Annotated in this window: 15 protein-coding genes; 9 read left to right on the top strand and 6 right to left on the bottom strand. The window is 65.0% G+C overall.

The features are described 5' to 3' along the window. Window positions 1-83: 83 nt before the first annotated feature. The 6 genes from AB7F10_RS07875 to AB7F10_RS07850 all read right to left on the bottom strand — a co-directional run bounded on the left by AB7F10_RS07875 (window position 84) and on the right by AB7F10_RS07850 (window position 5,526). Entirely contained in the window at window positions 84-473 is a 390-nt protein-coding gene (locus tag AB7F10_RS07875; protein ID WP_428558880.1) for a RidA family protein, read from the bottom strand. 50 nt (window positions 474-523) lie between these two features. Then, a complete protein-coding gene (locus AB7F10_RS07870; RefSeq protein WP_428558882.1) occupies window positions 524-1,246 on the bottom strand; it encodes an alpha/beta hydrolase in 723 nt (240 codons plus the stop codon). Window positions 1,247-1,349: 103 nt separating this feature from the next. After that, entirely contained in the window at window positions 1,350-2,408 is a 1,059-nt protein-coding gene (locus AB7F10_RS07865; protein ID WP_428558885.1) for an ABC transporter substrate-binding protein, read from the bottom strand. A 19-nt stretch (window positions 2,409-2,427) separates the two neighbouring features. Beyond that, window positions 2,428-3,222 carry an ABC transporter permease gene (locus AB7F10_RS07860; protein WP_428558887.1) on the bottom strand — a complete coding sequence of 265 codons (795 nt, stop codon included), beginning with the start codon at window positions 3,220-3,222 and terminating at the stop codon, window positions 2,428-2,430. Then, complete coding sequence (locus tag AB7F10_RS07855; RefSeq protein WP_428558890.1) at window positions 3,219-4,031, bottom strand: ABC transporter ATP-binding protein; 813 nt, start codon at window positions 4,029-4,031, stop codon at window positions 3,219-3,221. Before AB7F10_RS07855 ends, AB7F10_RS07860 begins: the two co-directional genes overlap by 4 nt. 67 nt (window positions 4,032-4,098) lie before the next feature. Beyond that, the gene (locus tag AB7F10_RS07850) at window positions 4,099-5,526 is read right to left on the bottom strand and encodes an amidohydrolase family protein (protein WP_428558892.1); all 1,428 of its coding nucleotides are present in this window, start codon (window positions 5,524-5,526) and stop codon (window positions 4,099-4,101) included. Between the two features lie 73 nt (window positions 5,527-5,599). Here AB7F10_RS07850 and AB7F10_RS07845 point away from each other — a divergent pair, with 73 nt between their 5' ends. From AB7F10_RS07845 to pepN, 9 genes are all read left to right on the top strand, one after another. Continuing rightward, entirely contained in the window at window positions 5,600-6,226 is a 627-nt protein-coding gene (locus AB7F10_RS07845; protein ID WP_428558894.1) for a MarR family winged helix-turn-helix transcriptional regulator, read from the top strand. A gap of 119 nt (window positions 6,227-6,345) precedes the next feature. Continuing rightward, a complete protein-coding gene (locus tag AB7F10_RS07840; RefSeq protein ID WP_428558896.1) occupies window positions 6,346-7,716 on the top strand; it encodes a cation-efflux pump in 1,371 nt (456 codons plus the stop codon). A gap of 52 nt (window positions 7,717-7,768) precedes the next feature. Further along, window positions 7,769-8,038: a glutaredoxin 3 gene (gene grxC / locus AB7F10_RS07835; RefSeq protein WP_428558898.1), complete on the top strand. Its 270-nt coding sequence runs from the start codon at window positions 7,769-7,771 to the stop codon at window positions 8,036-8,038. Between the two features lie 120 nt (window positions 8,039-8,158). After that, window positions 8,159-9,640: a glutamine synthetase family protein gene (locus AB7F10_RS07830; RefSeq protein WP_428558900.1), complete on the top strand. Its 1,482-nt coding sequence runs from the start codon at window positions 8,159-8,161 to the stop codon at window positions 9,638-9,640. Between the two features lie 81 nt (window positions 9,641-9,721). Next, complete coding sequence (locus tag AB7F10_RS07825) at window positions 9,722-11,107, top strand: aromatic ring-hydroxylating oxygenase subunit alpha (RefSeq protein WP_428558902.1); 1,386 nt, start codon at window positions 9,722-9,724, stop codon at window positions 11,105-11,107. Between the two features lie 4 nt (window positions 11,108-11,111). Continuing rightward, window positions 11,112-11,702 carry an aromatic-ring-hydroxylating dioxygenase subunit beta gene (locus AB7F10_RS07820; protein WP_428558904.1) on the top strand — a complete coding sequence of 197 codons (591 nt, stop codon included), beginning with the start codon at window positions 11,112-11,114 and terminating at the stop codon, window positions 11,700-11,702. 36 nt (window positions 11,703-11,738) lie between these two features. Further along, window positions 11,739-12,935: an amidohydrolase family protein gene (locus AB7F10_RS07815; protein WP_428558906.1), complete on the top strand. Its 1,197-nt coding sequence runs from the start codon at window positions 11,739-11,741 to the stop codon at window positions 12,933-12,935. A gap of 10 nt (window positions 12,936-12,945) precedes the next feature. Continuing rightward, the gene (locus tag AB7F10_RS07810; RefSeq protein ID WP_428558909.1) at window positions 12,946-13,530 is read left to right on the top strand and encodes an amino acid synthesis family protein; all 585 of its coding nucleotides are present in this window, start codon (window positions 12,946-12,948) and stop codon (window positions 13,528-13,530) included. Window positions 13,531-13,595: 65 nt separating this feature from the next. Further along, window positions 13,596-16,241, top strand: a complete 2,646-nt coding sequence (gene pepN / locus AB7F10_RS07805; RefSeq protein WP_428558911.1) for an aminopeptidase N — start codon at window positions 13,596-13,598, stop codon at window positions 16,239-16,241. Window positions 16,242-16,329 lie beyond the last annotated feature (88 nt).

Genomic DNA, 16,329 nt, shown 5'->3' with positions numbered 1-16,329 from the left:
CCCTCCCTCGATCGAGAATAGGAGCTTTACGCTCGGGGAAGGCCGTTGGATCACCGGCCGGCCGCGGCGGCCGGCACGCAGCATCAATCCGCGACGGCGATGCCCTGAACCTCGATCATGATCTCGGGCTGCGCGAAACCGCTGACCGTGATGGCCGCGCTCGCCGGAAAGTCCTTGCCGAAAATCTCGCTGCGCAACTCGGTCATGCGCGTCGTGTAGCGGCTGTCGATCAGGAACACCGTCATCGTCACGATATCCTTGAGCGAACCCTTCGCCTCGGTCAGCGTCTTTTCTATGTTGCGGAAGGTCTGCCGGCACTGGGCCTCGAAATCGCCGGCGAGCGACTTGCCGGCATCGTCAACCTGGCCGGTATGGCCCGCAATCCAGATCGTGCGCCCTGCCCCCGACGTGATGACGGCCGGCGAGAATGCGCGCTTCTGCTGCCAGGTGCCGCGAACGAAATCCTTTGTCACTTTCAGTCTCTCCTTGTGAATTTTTCGGCAGGCGTCGATCGGACGCGCGGTCAGTCGCGCCCGGCCTCGACGATCTTGACGGCCAGCAGGCCCGGATTGGTGTACATCGCCTCGTGGTCCCCCGGCATTGCAACGAAACGGAAGCGGCCGAGCCGGTTGGAAAACCGCGGATGCCACGACAGGTCCGGCATCGGCACCCGGATGTCCTCGGTCGCCGTCAGATAGCTTTTCGGGATGTCGAGGCTGTAGAACGTCTTCATGTCGAGCTTGTCGCGAAACGGCTGGATCGGTTGCGGCGACCAGTTCGCGTAGTAACGCAACGCCTCCTCCCGGCTCACGGTGTTGAAGAAGACGTCGCGGACATTCTCGAAGGCCGGCAGATAGGTGTCGTCGCCGCTTGCGGCGGCGCCCTTTTCGACGAACTGGACGTTCTGCGGCGTCTCGTCAAGCAGCGACTGGCCGTCGAGCAGCACAAAGGCATTGAAGAAAACCAGCCGCCGCAGCCGCTCCGGCACCGCTTCCGCGACCTTGCCGATGATGGTGCCGCCATAGCTGTGGCCGAGCAGCACCGCGTCGGTGATGTCGCGCTCGCGGATATAGTCGACGATCGAGGCCGTGCAGTCGGCGTGATTGACGCGCCGGTCGGCATTCTTGCCGTTGCCGGCAATGGTCGGCGTGTGGACCTCATGGCCTTCACGCCGCAGCAGCCCCGCCACGGTGTCCCAGCACGAGCCGTCATGCCAGCCGCCGTGGACCAGAACGTAAGTCGACAAGTGCGCACTCCCGCCCGACCGGGGACGATTGCCTGTTGCGAGGATTTCAGGAAGCGGACCAGGCCGGTTCACCCGAACCGGCCTGGCGACGCCGTCGACAGGACTACTTGAACGGCTGCTCCTTATCGAGCCGCGCCTTGGCTTCCTTGGCGATGCTCAGATCGAACAGCTGCTCCTTCGTGACCTTCTTCTCCACATAGGTGAAGTAGTCGGCCCAGTAGTTCTGCATGTCCATGATCGAGTCGACCGGCGGCACGCCATCCTCATTGGTGTAGGACCAGAACGGTGCGATCGCCTTCACCAGCTCGGGTTTGTTGAGGAAGGTGTTCTTGGCGAGGTAGCCGAGGATCTCCGGATTTTTGTCCGGCGCCTTGGCGGCCGCGTCGAATTCCTTGACGCCCTGCAGATAAGCCATGGCGAAGCGGATCAGCACGTCGCGCTTGCCGGTCAGGAAGCTCTTGTTGACGACATAGACGCCGATCGAGCTGCCGGGCGCGACCTCGTCGCCGTTGGCGACGATCGGACCCCATTTGTTGTTCTGGGCGAAGAAGCCGAACTGATAGGCGAGATCGGTCACGTCGACCTGCTTCTGGCCGAGCATTTTCATAAGGTCGGGCTGCGAAGCGCCGGCGACCCACTGCACGTCCTTGCGCGGGTCGAGGCCCGCCTTCTGGAGTGCCTTTGCCGTCGTGTACTGATTGATGCTGCCGACCGCGCCGACGCCGATCCGCTTGCCCTTGAGCTTGGCAAAATCGGAAGCTTTCTTCACGCCGGAATCGTAAAGCTCCTGCGTGACGTTGATCGCGGTATAGCCGTAACCGGGCTTGTTCTGGCCGCGGTCGAGCACGATCACCATCGGCGCGCCCTTGGCGACGCTGTTGAAGAAGCCGGCATTCGCGGTCATGAGCGAGATATCGAGCTCGCCGGCCAGCATCGAGGGAACGGCGAGCGCGCCGTCGTTGAACTTCTTGACCTGAATGTCGAGACCCATCTTCTTGAAGTAACCGCGCTCGTTGGCGACGTAGAAGCCGCCACCGGTAATGAACGGACCCTCGCCGACCCGGACGACGTCGGCGGCGTTCGCGCGCTGCAGCGGCGACAAGGCCACGCAGAGCGCGAAACCGGCGCCGAGGGCAATCTTCAGCGGACTCAAAGTTGACATGCTGTGCTCCTGTTGAGGCTCAATGTTCGTCCCGGGAGGTCATCCACGGCGCGACCTTGCGGTCGATCCACTGCTGGGACTTGATGACCACCGCTCCCACGACCGCAAGCACAACGAGGCTTGCGAACACCTTCTCGGTCTCCATCACCTGACCCGCGGTGATGAGGAGGTTGCCCATGCCGAGGTGCCCGGCTCCGCCGATCATCTCGGCGGCAACCACCAGGATGATCGTCACTCCCATGCCGAGATGAAGGCCGGCAAAAATACTCGGGATCGCCGAGGGAATGACGACCTTCATCTGGATCTGTCTGCGATTGGCGCCAAGATCTTCCGCCGCTTTCATGAGGCCGCGGTCGGCCTGGCGGATACCGGCATAGCTGCTGATCACGATCGGAAAGAACGCCGTGATGGCGCTGATCAGGATCTTGTAGGCTTCGCCGGTGCCGAGCCAGATCACCAGCAACGGGATCAGCGCGATCTTCGGCAGCGGATAAAGCGCGGCGATCCACGGGTCCGCCACCCGCGCCACGATCCGCGACATGCCCATCAGGACGCCGAGCGCGACGCCGGCGACCGCCGCGACGGCGAAGCCGACGAAAATACGCAGCAGCGTCGCGCCGAGATTGAGGCCCAGCGAGCCGTCCATCACCATACGCATGAAATATTTCGCGATCTGGCTCGGCGGCGGCAGGAAGATCGGCGCGATGCCGCGCCAGCGCACGAACAGTTCCCAGCCGATAATGAAGGCGACGATCACGAGCGTCGGCAGCAGGCGCTCGAACAATCCCGGCGCGTTGGTCCGTCTCGCGGTCATTGCTCCTCCAGCGCCTTGGCCTGCTGCGCCATCGAGGTCATCACCTCCTCGCGAATGAGATGGAACGCGCGGTCGAACAGCTCGCCGAACGCCTTGGAACTCACCATTTCGAGCGACCGCGGCCGCGGCAGATCGACCTTGATGACCTCCTTGATGCGGCCGGGCCGCGCAGTCATCACGATCACCTCGTCGCCGAGCAGGATCGCCTCCTCGATGGCGTGGGTGACGAACAGGATCGTCTTCTTGGTCTCGTCGAAGATGCGCAGCAACTCTTCCTGCATGACGATCTTGGTCTGAGCGTCGAGCGCGCCGAACGGCTCGTCCATCAGCATGATCGGGCGTTCGAGAATGAGCGCACGGGCGAGCGCGACGCGCTGGCGCATCCCGCCCGAAAGATGACCAGGCAGATGGTTTTCAAAGCCCCGCAGGCCCACCGAGGCGACCAGCGCCCTGGCGCGCTCGTGGCGCTGCGCCTTGGGCACGCCCTGCATTTCGAGGCCGAAGGCGACGTTGTCGACGACGCTGCGCCAGGGAAACAGATTGAGATGCTGCCATACCATGACCGAATCTGCGCCGAGCGGGCGCATGGCATCCGGCCGCTTCGGATCGACGATGCGCACGGCGCCGCTGGTGGCCTGCTCGAGGCCGCCGACGATCTGCACCAACGTGCTCTTGCCGCAGCCGCTCGGTCCAAGCAGGCAGGAGAACCGGCCCGAAGCGAAACGATGAGAGAAACTGTCGAGCGCAACGACGTCGTCGCCGTGGCGGCCGGGCCAGATCTGCGTCACGTTTTCGGCGATTACATCCATCCCGCGATCCCTGCCACGTCCGCCCCTTAGCCTCATCCTTCAAGCCGCGCGTTCCCGCGCGGCGTCGCTATCGTCCGATATTATGCAAGCGCCATGCCGGTTCGAGGCGGGTCTGCAGGCCCGCATCGTTCAGCATGCGTTTGGCAATCGTCTCGCACTCGTGAACGACCTTGCCGTGGTCCGGCATCTTCACCACGACCCCATCGCGGCAGACGATCTCGCCGTCCACCATGACAAGGCGCGTGTCGCTGCCCTTGCCGGCATAGAGGAAGCTCGAAATCGGCCGATGTTTGACGCCGACATAGGGCTTGTCGATGTCGAACACCGCGATGTCGGCCTTCTTGCCGACCTCCAGCGAGCCGATCTCGTGGTCGAGGCCGAGCGCCTTCGCGGCATTGATGGTCGCCATTTCGATGGTCAGTTCCGCCGGCATGCGCGTCGGATCGAGATGACGCGCATGCTGCATCAGAGTGCAGACCTTCATCTGCTCGACCATGTCCACTGAATAATCGACCATCGGTCCGTCGGTGCCGAGCGCGACATTCACTCCGGCGCGGGCGGCACTGGCGAAGGGGCCGATGCCGCCGCCACGGATCGACTCGCTGCTCGGCGTGTAGACGAAACCGCAGCCGGCGCGCGCCATGTGCTCGATATCGAGCTCGGTCACATGAATGCCGTGGATCATCAGCCATGTCGGATCGAGCAGGCCGAGTTGCATCAGGTAGCGCACATCGGTGCGTCCGGTTTCCCGCAGATATTTCAGGAAGCCCTTTTCCAGCGAGAAGGTGCCGCCGGCGATGTGATCGGTGATCTTGATCTTCAGCTTGCGGGCAAGTTCGTAGCCGCGGCAGATCAGATCCTCGGTGGTCATGCCGGCCGTCACCCAGTGCGCGTTCGACTCGATCACCATCGCGATACGCACGCGGCCGTCACTGGTGCCATCCCATTGGCGGTACTCATCCTCGAAGGCGCCGAGCGCCTCGTCGAGCGTAAAGGGATGGTTCGGATTGCCCGCGGTCTTGCAGCGCAATTCCTTGGCGAAGACCTGCTTGATGCCGAGTTCCGCCTGCGGCTCGATGGTGGCGCGCACCATTTCCGGCGGCGTCGTCGTCACCGAATGATTGAGCGAGCACGTCGTGCCGGTCGAGAGCATCTCCATCGCCGCGAGGTAGCTCGATGCGCGCATGCCCTCTTCCGGCAGGCGGTGCGCCAGCGGAAGCAGGAATCCGGTGACCCAGTCTTCCAGCAGGTAGCCGTCGGCCAATCCCTTGAACAGCGTGTACCAGTGATGCTGGTGCATGTTGATGAGGCCGGGCATCACGATGCAGCCGGCGACGTCGATGACCTGGTCGAAGCCCGCCGCGTCCGGCGTCGCCTTGGCCGACCCGACGGCGGAGATCGTCGCACCGTCAATCGCGACGTAACCGCCGGGATGCACCGCACGGCCGCCATCCACCGTCACGACGTAACCGTTCTTCAGAAGCGTGCGCGACATGACCCACCTTCCCAGATGAAAATCCTCGATGTAAAGTATCTTGATGTCAAGAGACCTTGCCGGGAAAACGCCATTGCAGCGCAGCGATTCCACCCCGCGAAAATCCGCGCGGGCCGGCGGCCTGCCGCCGGACTCGATCGAACTCTTCATGCAGCAATGGCGCAGGGAGCGATCCGATCTCGATCCGAGCCCGTTCGGCATTTTCGGCCGCATCCACCGCATCGCCGGTTATTTCACGCGGCATGCCGATGCCTGGCTCGGCGAACTCGGACTGACCTGGGAAACCTTCAGCCTGATCGTGACATTGCGCCGCGCCGGCAAGCCCTACGCGATGCGGCCGACCGACCTCCTGCGCGAGTCGCTCTTGAGTTCCGGCGCGGTGACGAACCGCATCGACCGCGTCGAAAATCTCGGGCTGGTGCGGCGCGTGGCCGATCCGAACGACCGGCGCGGCGTCGTCGTGCAACTCACGGCACGCGGCCGGACGCTGGCCGACCGCGCCATCGCGCTGCATTTTGCGAGGATGTCCCGCCTGCTGGACGACCTGAGCGGCGACGCCGCGCGCAATATTGCCGCCCTGCTGAGCGAGCTTCTGCTTTCGTTCGAAAACGCGCCGACCGGGAAAGCCGGCGCCAGGACCAACGGCCACAAGACCAACGGCCACAAGCCGCCTCGAAACGGCCGCCGCAACGGACGCTAGCTTTTCGCCGCACCTGCGCAATTGCAACCCAGTTGCAATTGCAGGCAGCCTCCGCGGGCTTTCGGTGAGATTGTCGCCGCCTCCCGCCGCTGTTACATCCTGCGGCGAAGGACGCCGCCGTGCCGAGCAGGAAAGAAAGAGTCGCCATCGTCTCCGTCGTCGCCAGCGGTTCGCTTGCGGCGGCGAAGTTCATTGTCGGCGTCGCCATCGGCAGTCTGGCGCTGATTTCCGATGCGCTGCACAGCCTGATCGATCTCGGCGCCACGCTCGTCACGCTGTACGCGGTGCGCGTCGGCGATCGCCCGCCGGACGAGGAACATCACTACGGCCACGGCAAGGTCGAAAGCGTCGCGGCGCTGGCGGAGGCCGCCATGCTGTTCCTGCTGGCGGGCGGCGTCGCGGTCGAGGCGGTCAGCCGCCTTCAGTCCGGCGGCACGCTGGTCGCATTCTCCGTGATCCCCTTCGTCGTGCTCGGCATCGAGATGGCGGTCAACGGCTGGCGCGCCCGCGCGCTGATGAAAGTGGCGCGCGAAACCAAGAGCCAGGCGCTCGAAGCCGACGCGCTGCATTTCGCGTCGGACCTGTTCGGCTCGATCCCGGTCATCATCGGCCTCATTCTGTCGGCCTATGGTTACGCCTGGGGCGACCCGGTCGCGGCCATCGCGGTCGCGGCGCTCATCTCCGTGCTCGGCTTCCGCATGGCGCGGCGGACGGTCGCCACGCTGGTCGACACCGCGCCGGAAGGCGCCGCGAGCAAAGTCACCGCTATCGTCTCGAAAATCCCCGGCGTGGTCGGTGTCGATCAGGTCCGTGCCCGCGCCGTCGGACAGACGACGTTCGCGGACCTGACCGTCGCGGTGAGCCGCACCCTGCCGCTCGACCGCGTCGGCGCGCTGAAAGACACCATCCTCGCCGCCCTGCGCTCGGCGATACCCGGCATCGAGGCGACCGTGACCATCGACCCCGTCCCGCTCGACAACGAGACGGTGCTCGACCGCATCATGGTGATCGCGCGCAACCGCGGCCTCGCCGTGCATCATGTGACGGCCCACAGCATCCGCGACAAGCTTGCGGTATCGCTCGACCTCGAAGTGGACGGCAAGCTGTCACTGATCGAGGCGCACGATATCGCCGACCGGCTGGAGAAAGCCATCGAGGCCGAAATCGGCGAGAATGTCGAAGTGGAAACCCACATCGAGCCGCTGCAGCAACTCGATATTCTCGGACGAGAGGCGCCGCCCGAGCGCGTCCGCGCGGTCGAGATGGCGCTCGCCGAAATCGCCGCCCGGACCGGCGTGGTCCGCGACGTGCATGACGTGCGCGTCCGCGAGGCCGACGACGGCGAGATCGTCAATTTTCACTGCCGCGTCGACCCTTCCCTCACCGTGGAGACCGTCCACGAAAAGGTCGACGACGTCGAACGGGCGCTGCGGCGGCAGTCGCCGAGCATCAAGCGCGTCATCGGTCACACCGAGCCGATGCGCCAGTAGCGCGACCGCGGCCGAAGCGGTTATCCTTGGACAACACCGCATCAGGTCCGCGATGGCAAAAGTCGAGATCTACACGGCGCGATTCTGCCCCTACTGCACGGCGGCCAAGGCCCTGCTGGCGCGCAAGGGCGTCGCCTTCACCGAGATTGACATCGCCGGCAACTGGGAGCGGCGCGACGAGATGATCGCGCGGGCGAACGGCCGCGTGACGGTGCCGCAGATTTTTATCGGCGGGGCGCATATCGGCGGCCATGACGAATTGCGGGCACTTGAACGCGAAGGCCGGCTCGACGCACTATTGGCCGACGCTGCGTCAGGCTGATTGCCGCGCTTTCGCGCCGGAAAACCGCCCCCGCGCGATATTGTTGCTCTCCTATCCCTTGTTTATGCTGGCTCCAATCCACCGATCGGCGGTCGGACGCGGCGGGACAGAGACGCAGGGATGGCGGGTTTTATCGAGAAGCATGGCCTCTGGTCGAACGACCAGCGCCGCGCAGCCGACGAGATCAAGGCGCGCGTCAAGGCCGACGGGCTGAAGCTGTTCCGCATGGCCTGGGCCGACCCGCACGGCGCCTCGCGTGCCAAGACGGTAACCGTCCCGGCGTTCCTCGGCGCGTTGGAGAACGGCTACAACATCAATGTCGCGACCACGACGCTCGATGCATCCGGCGCCCGCACTTTCGCGTCGTTCACGCGCGGCGGCGGCATGGGCCTCGACGAAATGACCGGCTCGCCGAACCTCATTCTCGTCCCCGATCCGGCGACCTTCCGCGTGCTGCCGTGGGAGCCGCAGGTCGGCTGGATCCTGTGCGACGAATATTTCATATCCGGCGTGCCGTTCCATTTCTCGCCGCGCCGCCTGCTCAAGAACCAGATCGCCGCGCTCGAACAGGCCGGCATGCGCAGCCTGATCGGCCTTGAGGTCGAGTGGTATCTGCTGCGCCTCGCCGAAGAGCATCTGACCGAGGAACATGTCGGCCGCCCCGGCCTCAAGGGCCACGCCATCCGCACTTATCCCGCCGAGCCCGGCTTCTCGTTTCACTCCGAAACCAACATGGACCTGATGCATCCGCTGCTGGCGCAGATCGCGGATGCGCTGGAAAAGCTCGGCCTGCCCCTGCGCTCGATCGAAAACGAGTGGGGACCGGGTCAGGTCGAATGCACCTTTGCGCCGAAAGACGCGCTCACCGCCGCCGACAATCTGGTGCTGTTCCGCACCGCGACGCGGCAGCTTTGCCGCCGCAACGGCTATCTTGCGACCTTCATGCCGCGCCCCGCGCTCAAGGGCTATTACCCGAGCGGCTGGCATCTGCATCAGTCGCTGGTCGACGCCAGGAGCGGCGATAACCTCTTTACACCGAGGAATGGCAGCGCGCTGTCGCCGCTCGGACAGCATTATCTCGGCGGACTGATGCATCACGGCATCGCCGCGACCGTGCTCGCAAGTCCTACGATCAACGGCTACCGCCGCTTCCGCGTCAATTCGCTGGCACCGGACCGCGTCGCCTGGGGCACCGATCACCGCGGCGTCATGCTGCGCGTGCTGGCCGCCGCCGGCGACCCGGCAAGCCGCATCGAGAACCGGATCGGCGAGCCGTCGGCCAATCCTTATCTCTATATTGCCTCACAGCTCGTCACCGGCCGCGACGGCATCGCCAACAAGCGCGATCCCGGCCAGCCGGAAACCGATCCCTACACCTCGCAGCGGCCGATGTTGCCGAAGTCTCTGACCGACGCGCTGCATCACTTCGAGAAGGAGCTGCTGTTCGCCGAGCAATTCGGCAAGGTGTTCGTCGACTACTATGCGAAGATCAAACGCACCGAGCTTGGCCGTTACGAAACTTACCTGAAGGACAACAACATCGATCCTGCCGGCGAGGAACCGACCGCCTGGGAGCAGGACGAGTATTTCGACTTCTTTTAGGGCATGATCCCGAAAAATGGGAACCGGTTTTCGGTCAAGATCATGCTCATAAAATAAGCTGAGTTTGGAAGGACAACCATCATGACGGACCTGGAGCGCGTTCGCACTCCGTCGCGTGTCGCCAACGCCCCGCTCTATGACTGGGACGAACTGGTGCAGGAGGATCGCGTCCATCGCCTGCTCTACACCGATCCGGCGGTGTTCGACGCCGAGATGACACACATTTTCGGCGGCACCTGGGTCTATCTCGCCCACGAGAGCCAGATCCCGAACCCGAACGACTTCATCACCGGCAAGCTCGGCCTGCGTCCGCTCATCATCACCCGCGACAACGATGGCGTGATCCGCGCGCTCTACAACCGCTGCACCCATCGCGGCACCACGCTGTGCCGCTGGGACAAGGGCAACAGCCGGTCGTTTCAGTGCCCCTATCACGGCTGGAACTTCCTCAACACCGGCAAGCTGCGCGGCGTGCCGTGGCCTGACGGCTATGCGTCCAGTCTCGTGCGCGATCCGAAGTTCAATCTGGCGCAAGTGCCGCGCGTCGAATCCTACCGCGGCTTCATCTTCGGCACGCTGAACATGGACGCCGCACCGCTGCCGGAACATCTCGGACCGATCCGCAAGCCGATGGACGAATGGATCGACCGCAATCCCGGCGGCAAGATCACCGTCTGCGAGGCCAATCGCTTCAAGTACAAGGGCAACTGGAAGCTCGCCTACGACAACTCCGGCGACGGCTATCACGTGCTCTATTCGCACCACTCGCTGCTCGAAACGGAGAACCGTTTCAAGGACGAGGAGACCTCCAAGGGCATGTCTTATTACAAGACCAAGCCCGACGAGTTGCCGATGTACATCCAGTACATGGGCAACGGCCATCACTTCAAGGACAAGCGACCGAACCTGCAGGCGCGACCCGGCGGATTGTGGGCGATCGAGTCGCTGCATCCCGGCATGGAGCATGTCGCGGAGCGGCTGCGCACCAAATACGGCGAGCGCGCGGAGTCCATGCTCGACCTCGCCGGCTCCGAGCCGGTCAACATCAACGTGTTTCCGAACCTGTCGCTGCTCGGCAACCACATCCAGGTGTTCCAGCCGGTCGCCTACGACGAAACCGACGCGGTCTGGTACGGCACCCGCATCGAGGACGTCGACGGCTCGCTCGGCGACGACGTCGTGGCCGACATCAACGCGCTGCGCATGCGCACCCAGGAAGGCTTCCCGAATTTCGGCGAGGTCGACGACATCGCCAATTTCGAGCAGATCCAGCGCGGCCTGCAATGCACCGAGGACGAGTGGATCTACATGCACCGCGGCTACGGCATTCCCGATCGCACCGTCACGCTCAAGGACGGCACGCTGAAGGCGCCGGCCACCGACGAGCTGTTCATGCGCGAGTATATCCGCGAGTGGAAGCACCTGATGAAGAACGAGCCCAATATCGCGATCCGGCGGGAGCCGTGACGTCATGAACGTGCAGAACCACGATCCGTCGCGCTTCTCTTATTACGTCACCGACGCCTGGTACGGCGAACTGGTCGCCGACTACACCGACTGGCAGACCGAGGAGCGCGCGATCCACGATGTGAGCGAGCGCGACCTGTTCCGCCGCCTGCTCGAACAGGAAGCGCGCCTGCTCGACCGGCTACTGTTCGAGGACTGGCTCGCGCTATTCGCGCCGGAATGCGGCTATTGGGTGCCGTCAACGCCGGACGCCGGCGATCCGCGCCGCGAGATCGCGGTGATGTTCGACGACCGCCGCCGGCTGGAGGATCGGGTCTACCGGCTGCGCACCGGCTATGCCTGGTCGCAGGCTCCCTCCTCCCGCACCTCGCGCATCGTCTCGAATGTCGAGGTGTTCCGCTGCAAGACGGACGGTCAGCGCATGGTGCGCTCGAACTTCCTCATCAGCGAATTCTGGGACGGCGACATTCGCATGCTGGCCGGCTGGGCGGGCCATCGTTTCCGCAAGCTGGACGGCGCCTGGAAGATTTCCGCCAAGCAGGTGAACCTCATCAACTGCGATCAGTGCATCCGCAATCCGAGCATCATTCTCTAGCGTTGTACCGCGCCGACCAAACGGGAGGCTTCCTTTATGGCCCATGACGCTCCCGCGGCCACCGCCCCCTCCAAACTCGTCATCCGCAATATCGGCCTCGTGCTGTCGGGCGCGCTGGAACATCCGATCCTCGAGGCCGACACCGTCGTCGCCGAGAACGGCCGCGTCACCGCGATCGGCAGGGCGAAGGATGTCGACACAGCGAACGCCACCACGGTGGTCGATGCGCGCGGCACCGTGCTCACGCCCGGTCTGATCGACAGCCATGTCCACCCCGTGGCCGGCGACTGGACCCCGCGACAGAACCAACTGGGCTGGATCGACTCTTCGCTGCATGGCGGCGTCACCACGATGATCTCGGCGGGCGAAGTGCATCATCCGGGCCGGCCGCGGGACATCGTCGGCCTCAAAGCCCACGCGATCGCCGCGCAGCGCAGCTTCCACAATTTCCGCTTCGGCGGCGTGAAGCTCCATGCCGGCGCGCCGGTGCTCGAACCTGGGATGACCGAGCAAGACTTCAAGGATCTCGCCGACGCCGGCGTGAAGCTCCTGGGCGAAGTCGGCCTTGGCGGCGTCAAGGACGGCGCGGGCGCGAAACAGATGGTCGCCTGGGCGCGCAAATACGGCATCCAGTCGACGATCCACACCGGCGGGCCGTCGATCCCCGGCTCCGGGCTTATTGGAGCGGACGTGGTGCTTGAGGCCGACACCGACGTGGTCGGCCACATTAACGGCGGCCACACCGCCCTGCCCGACGCGGAAATCCGCTGCATCTGCGAGGGCTGCCGCCGCGGCCTCGAAATCGTGCACAACGGCAACGAGCGCGCCGCGCTGTTCACGCTGCGGCTCGCCCGCGAGATGAAGCAGCTCGACCGCGTCATCCTCGGCACCGACGGTCCGGCCGGCTCCGGCGTGCAGCCGCTCGGCATCGTGCGCATGGTGGCGATGCTGTCATCGCTCGGCGATGTGCCTGCGGAAATCGCGTTCTGTTTCGCGACCGGCAACACCGCGCGGATGCGCAAGCTCGATTGCGGACTGATCGAGGTCGGCCGCGCCGCGGATTTCGTGCTGATGGACAAGGCGCAGCATTCCGCCGGCGCAAACCTCTTGGAGAGCGTGCGGCTCGGCGACCTGCCCGGCATCGGCATGACGGTCATCGACGGCGTCGTGCGCACCGGCCGCAGCCGCAATACGCCGCCGGCCGAACGCTTGCCCGAGGTCGTCAGTGGATAGGAGCAGCGCCGTGGACGCCAGGATCCGGAAATTCGTCATCATTGTCGATGAAACGCTGACCGAGATGGGCCAGCCGGTAACGCCTCCCGTGCGGCGCGCGGCGGCCATCGCGGTCATCGAAAACCCGTTTGCCGGCCGCTATGTCGAGGACCTCAGCCCCATGATCGAGATGGGCGAGCAGCTTGGGCACATCCTGTCCGAACGCGCCGTCGCCGCGCTCGGCATCGACGGCGGCAAGGTGGAAAGCTACGGCAAAGCGGCGCTGGTCGGCGCCGACGGCGAGATGGAGCACGCGGCCGCGCTGCTGCATCCGAAAATGGGCGCGCCGGTCCGCAAGACGCTGACGAAAGGCGCGGCCCTCATCCCGTCCTCGAAGAAACGCGGCGGGCCCGGCGCGGAACTCGACATCCCGCTCGGCCATAAGGACGCGGCCTTCGTGCGCAGCCACTTCGACGGCATGCAGGTCTCGGTCACCGATGCGCCGCGCGCCGGCGAGATCGTCGTCGCCGTCGCGGTCACGACCGGCGGCCGACCGCTGCCGCGCGTCGGCGGCCTCAAGAAAGAAGACATCAAGGGCGAGGACGGCCTGAGATAGTGGTCTGCGCCAAGCGCAATCGTCCCGCCCTTACAATCGCCCCATCAATTGTCTAAATCTCCCCCATGCGCACAGACACCGGCCAGCCGATCCGCCTTTCCGACTATCGCCCGCCCGACTGGCTCGTTGAGACCGTCGATCTGGATTTTTCGCTGCACCCGACCAGGACGGTGGTGCGCGCCAGCATCGCCTTCAAGGCCAATCCCGCCACCGCGCCCGGGCCGCTGGTGCTCGACGGCGACGGACTAACACTGCGCTCGATCAAGATCGACGGCAAGGCGCTAACGGGCGACAGCTACGCAGCGACGCCGGACAGCCTCACCATCCCGCAGCCGCCCGGCAAGGCCTTCACGCTCGAGATCGAAACGGAAGTCGATCCGACCGCCAACACGCAGCTGTCCGGCCTCTACCGCACCAGCGGCAATTACTGCACGCAATGCGAGGCCGAAGGCTTCCGCCGCATCACCTATTTCCCCGACCGTCCCGACGTGATGGCGGTCTACACGACACGCATCGAGGCCGACAGGAAGGAAGCGCCGGTCCTGCTCGCCAACGGCAACCTGACCGACAGCGGCGAGTTGCCGGACGGCCGGCACTTCGCAGTGTGGCACGACCCGCACAAGAAGCCGTCCTATCTGTTCGCGCTGGTCGGCGGCAATCTAGGCCACGTCTCGGACGACTTCGTCACCATGTCCGGCCGCAAGGTCGCGCTGAAGATCTATGTCGAGCCCGGCAAGGAAAAATACTGCGCCTATGCGATGGACGCGCTGAAGCGGTCGATGCGCTGGGACGAAGACGTGTTCGGCCGCGAATACGATCTCGACATCTTCATGATCGTCGCGGTGTCCGACTTCAACATGGGCGCGATGGAGAACAAGGGCCTCAACGTCTTCAACGACAAATACGTGCTGGCCAGTTCCGAGACCGCGACCGACGGCGATTACAACGGCATCGAGGCCGTGATCGCCCACGAATATTTCCACAACTGGACCGGCAACCGCATCACCTGCCGCGACTGGTTCCAGCTTTGCCTGAAGGAAGGCCTGACGGTTTTCCGCGACCAGGAATTTTCCGCCGACATGCGCTCGCGCGCGGTGGAGCGGATCGGCGACGTTCGGGGTTTGCGCGCCGCGCAGTTCGTCGAGGACGCAGGCCCCCTCGCCCATCCGGTGCGGCCCGAGGTCTACAAGGAGATCAACAACTTCTACACGGCGACGGTCTACGAGAAGGGCGCCGAAGTGGTGCGCATGATCAAGACCGTCGTGGGCGCGGAGACATTCCGCGCCGGCATGGATCTCTATTTCGAGCGGCACGACGGCGAAGCCGCCACCATCGAACAGTTCGTGCAGTGCTTTGCCGACGCGAGCGGCAAGGACTTCACGCCGTTCATGCGCTGGTACAACCAGGCCGGTACGCCCGCGGTTACCGCCAGCGGCCGCTACGATGCCGCGGCGAAAACCTTCATCCTCGATCTCGCGCAGACCGTGCCGCCGACGCCGGGACAGCCTGACAAAAAGCCGATGGTCATTCCGCTCGCGCTAGGCCTCGTCGGCAAGGACGGCCGCGATCTGCCTTTAACGCGCGCCGATGGTGGCAGTATCGCCAACAACGTCGCGCTGCTGACCGAGGGCACGCAGTCGATCGTCTTCGGCGGCATCGGTGAACGCCCGGTCTTGTCGATCAATCGCGGCTTCTCGGCGCCGATCAGGCTGACAACGGACCTCACCGATAACGACCTCGCCTTCCTCGCGGCCCATGACAGCGACCCGTTCAATCGCTGGCAGGCGATCCAGACGCTGGCGACGCAGCAACTGGTGGCCGCGGTCGCCGCCCTGCGCGGCGGCAACCAGCCCCGCTTCGACGACGGACTGATGACCGCGCTGTCGAACCTGACCACCGACAAACGGCTCGAACCCGCCTTCGTCGCGCTGGCGCTGACGCTGCCGAGCGAAGGCGATCTCGCCCGCGAGATCGGCAAGGACATCGACCCGCTGGCGATCCACGACGCGCGGCGCGCGCTCCGCGTCACGGTGGGCGACAGGCTCGGCTCCCGTCTCGCAGCGCTTTACGACGGCATGGCGGGTTCCGGCTCCTATTCGCCCGATGCGGCGAGCGCCGGGCGCCGGGCGTTGCGCAACGCAGCGCTCGATCTGCTGGCCGCGACCGGCACAGCGGAGGCGCTTGCCCGCGCCGAGCGGCAATACGCCGCCGCCGACAACATGACCGACCGCATGGCGGCGCTGGCCACTCTGAGCCAGCACGACACGCCGGCCCGCGACCGCGCGCTGACCGACTTCTACAAGCGTTTCGAAAAGGACTCGCTCGTCATCGACAAATGGTTCGCGCTGCAAGCGGCGATGCCGGGCGACGGCGCGCTAACCCGGGTCAGGGATCTGGTGAAGCATCCCGCCTTCTCGATGAGCAATCCGAATCGGATGCGCGCGCTGATCTCGACCTTCGCCTTCGGCAATCCGGCGCAGTTCAACCGGACCGACGGCGCGGCTTACGACTTCATCGCCGAGGCGGTGCTGGCGCTCGACCCGAAGAACCCGCAGGTCGCGGCAAGGCTCGCCACCGCCTTCCGCACCTGGCGCATGCTCGAGGCAGGCCGCCGCGCGAAGGCGGAAGCCGCGCTTGCGCGCATCAAGGCCGCGCCATCGCTGTCGCGCGATGTCTCCGACATTGTCGAACGCGCGCTGGCGCCGGCCTGAGCGCCTATCACGTCGTGTGAGTCTTTCAGGTCACACCGCACTTCGCTGTGAGCAATTAACCGAAAATTATTGACTGCGACTCTCGACA

Origin of the sequence: Pseudolabrys sp., assembly GCF_050250095.1 — a bacterium.
Classification (GTDB): domain Bacteria; phylum Pseudomonadota; class Alphaproteobacteria; order Rhizobiales; family Xanthobacteraceae; genus Pseudolabrys.
This window is presented reverse-complemented; position numbering and strand designations above follow the sequence as displayed.

What these genes read in the sequence shown, in the direction of transcription:
- AB7F10_RS07865 (WP_428558885.1), bottom strand. Translation starts at nt 2,408, where the DNA reads ATGTCAACTTTGAGTCCGCTGAAGATTGCCCTCGGCGCCGGTTTCGCG.
- AB7F10_RS07860 (WP_428558887.1), bottom strand. Translation starts at nt 3,222, where the DNA reads ATGACCGCGAGACGGACCAACGCGCCGGGATTGTTCGAGCGCCTGCTG.
- AB7F10_RS07855 (WP_428558890.1), bottom strand. Translation starts at nt 4,031, where the DNA reads ATGGATGTAATCGCCGAAAACGTGACGCAGATCTGGCCCGGCCGCCAC.
- AB7F10_RS07850 (WP_428558892.1), bottom strand. Translation starts at nt 5,526, where the DNA reads ATGTCGCGCACGCTTCTGAAGAACGGTTACGTCGTGACGGTGGATGGC.
- grxC (WP_428558898.1), top strand. Translation starts at nt 7,769, where the DNA reads ATGGCAAAAGTCGAGATCTACACGGCGCGATTCTGCCCCTACTGCACG.
- AB7F10_RS07830 (WP_428558900.1), top strand. Translation starts at nt 8,159, where the DNA reads ATGGCGGGTTTTATCGAGAAGCATGGCCTCTGGTCGAACGACCAGCGC.
- AB7F10_RS07825 (WP_428558902.1), top strand. Translation starts at nt 9,722, where the DNA reads ATGACGGACCTGGAGCGCGTTCGCACTCCGTCGCGTGTCGCCAACGCC.
- AB7F10_RS07820 (WP_428558904.1), top strand. Translation starts at nt 11,112, where the DNA reads ATGAACGTGCAGAACCACGATCCGTCGCGCTTCTCTTATTACGTCACC.
- AB7F10_RS07815 (WP_428558906.1), top strand. Translation starts at nt 11,739, where the DNA reads ATGGCCCATGACGCTCCCGCGGCCACCGCCCCCTCCAAACTCGTCATC.
- pepN (WP_428558911.1), top strand. Translation starts at nt 13,596, where the DNA reads ATGCGCACAGACACCGGCCAGCCGATCCGCCTTTCCGACTATCGCCCG.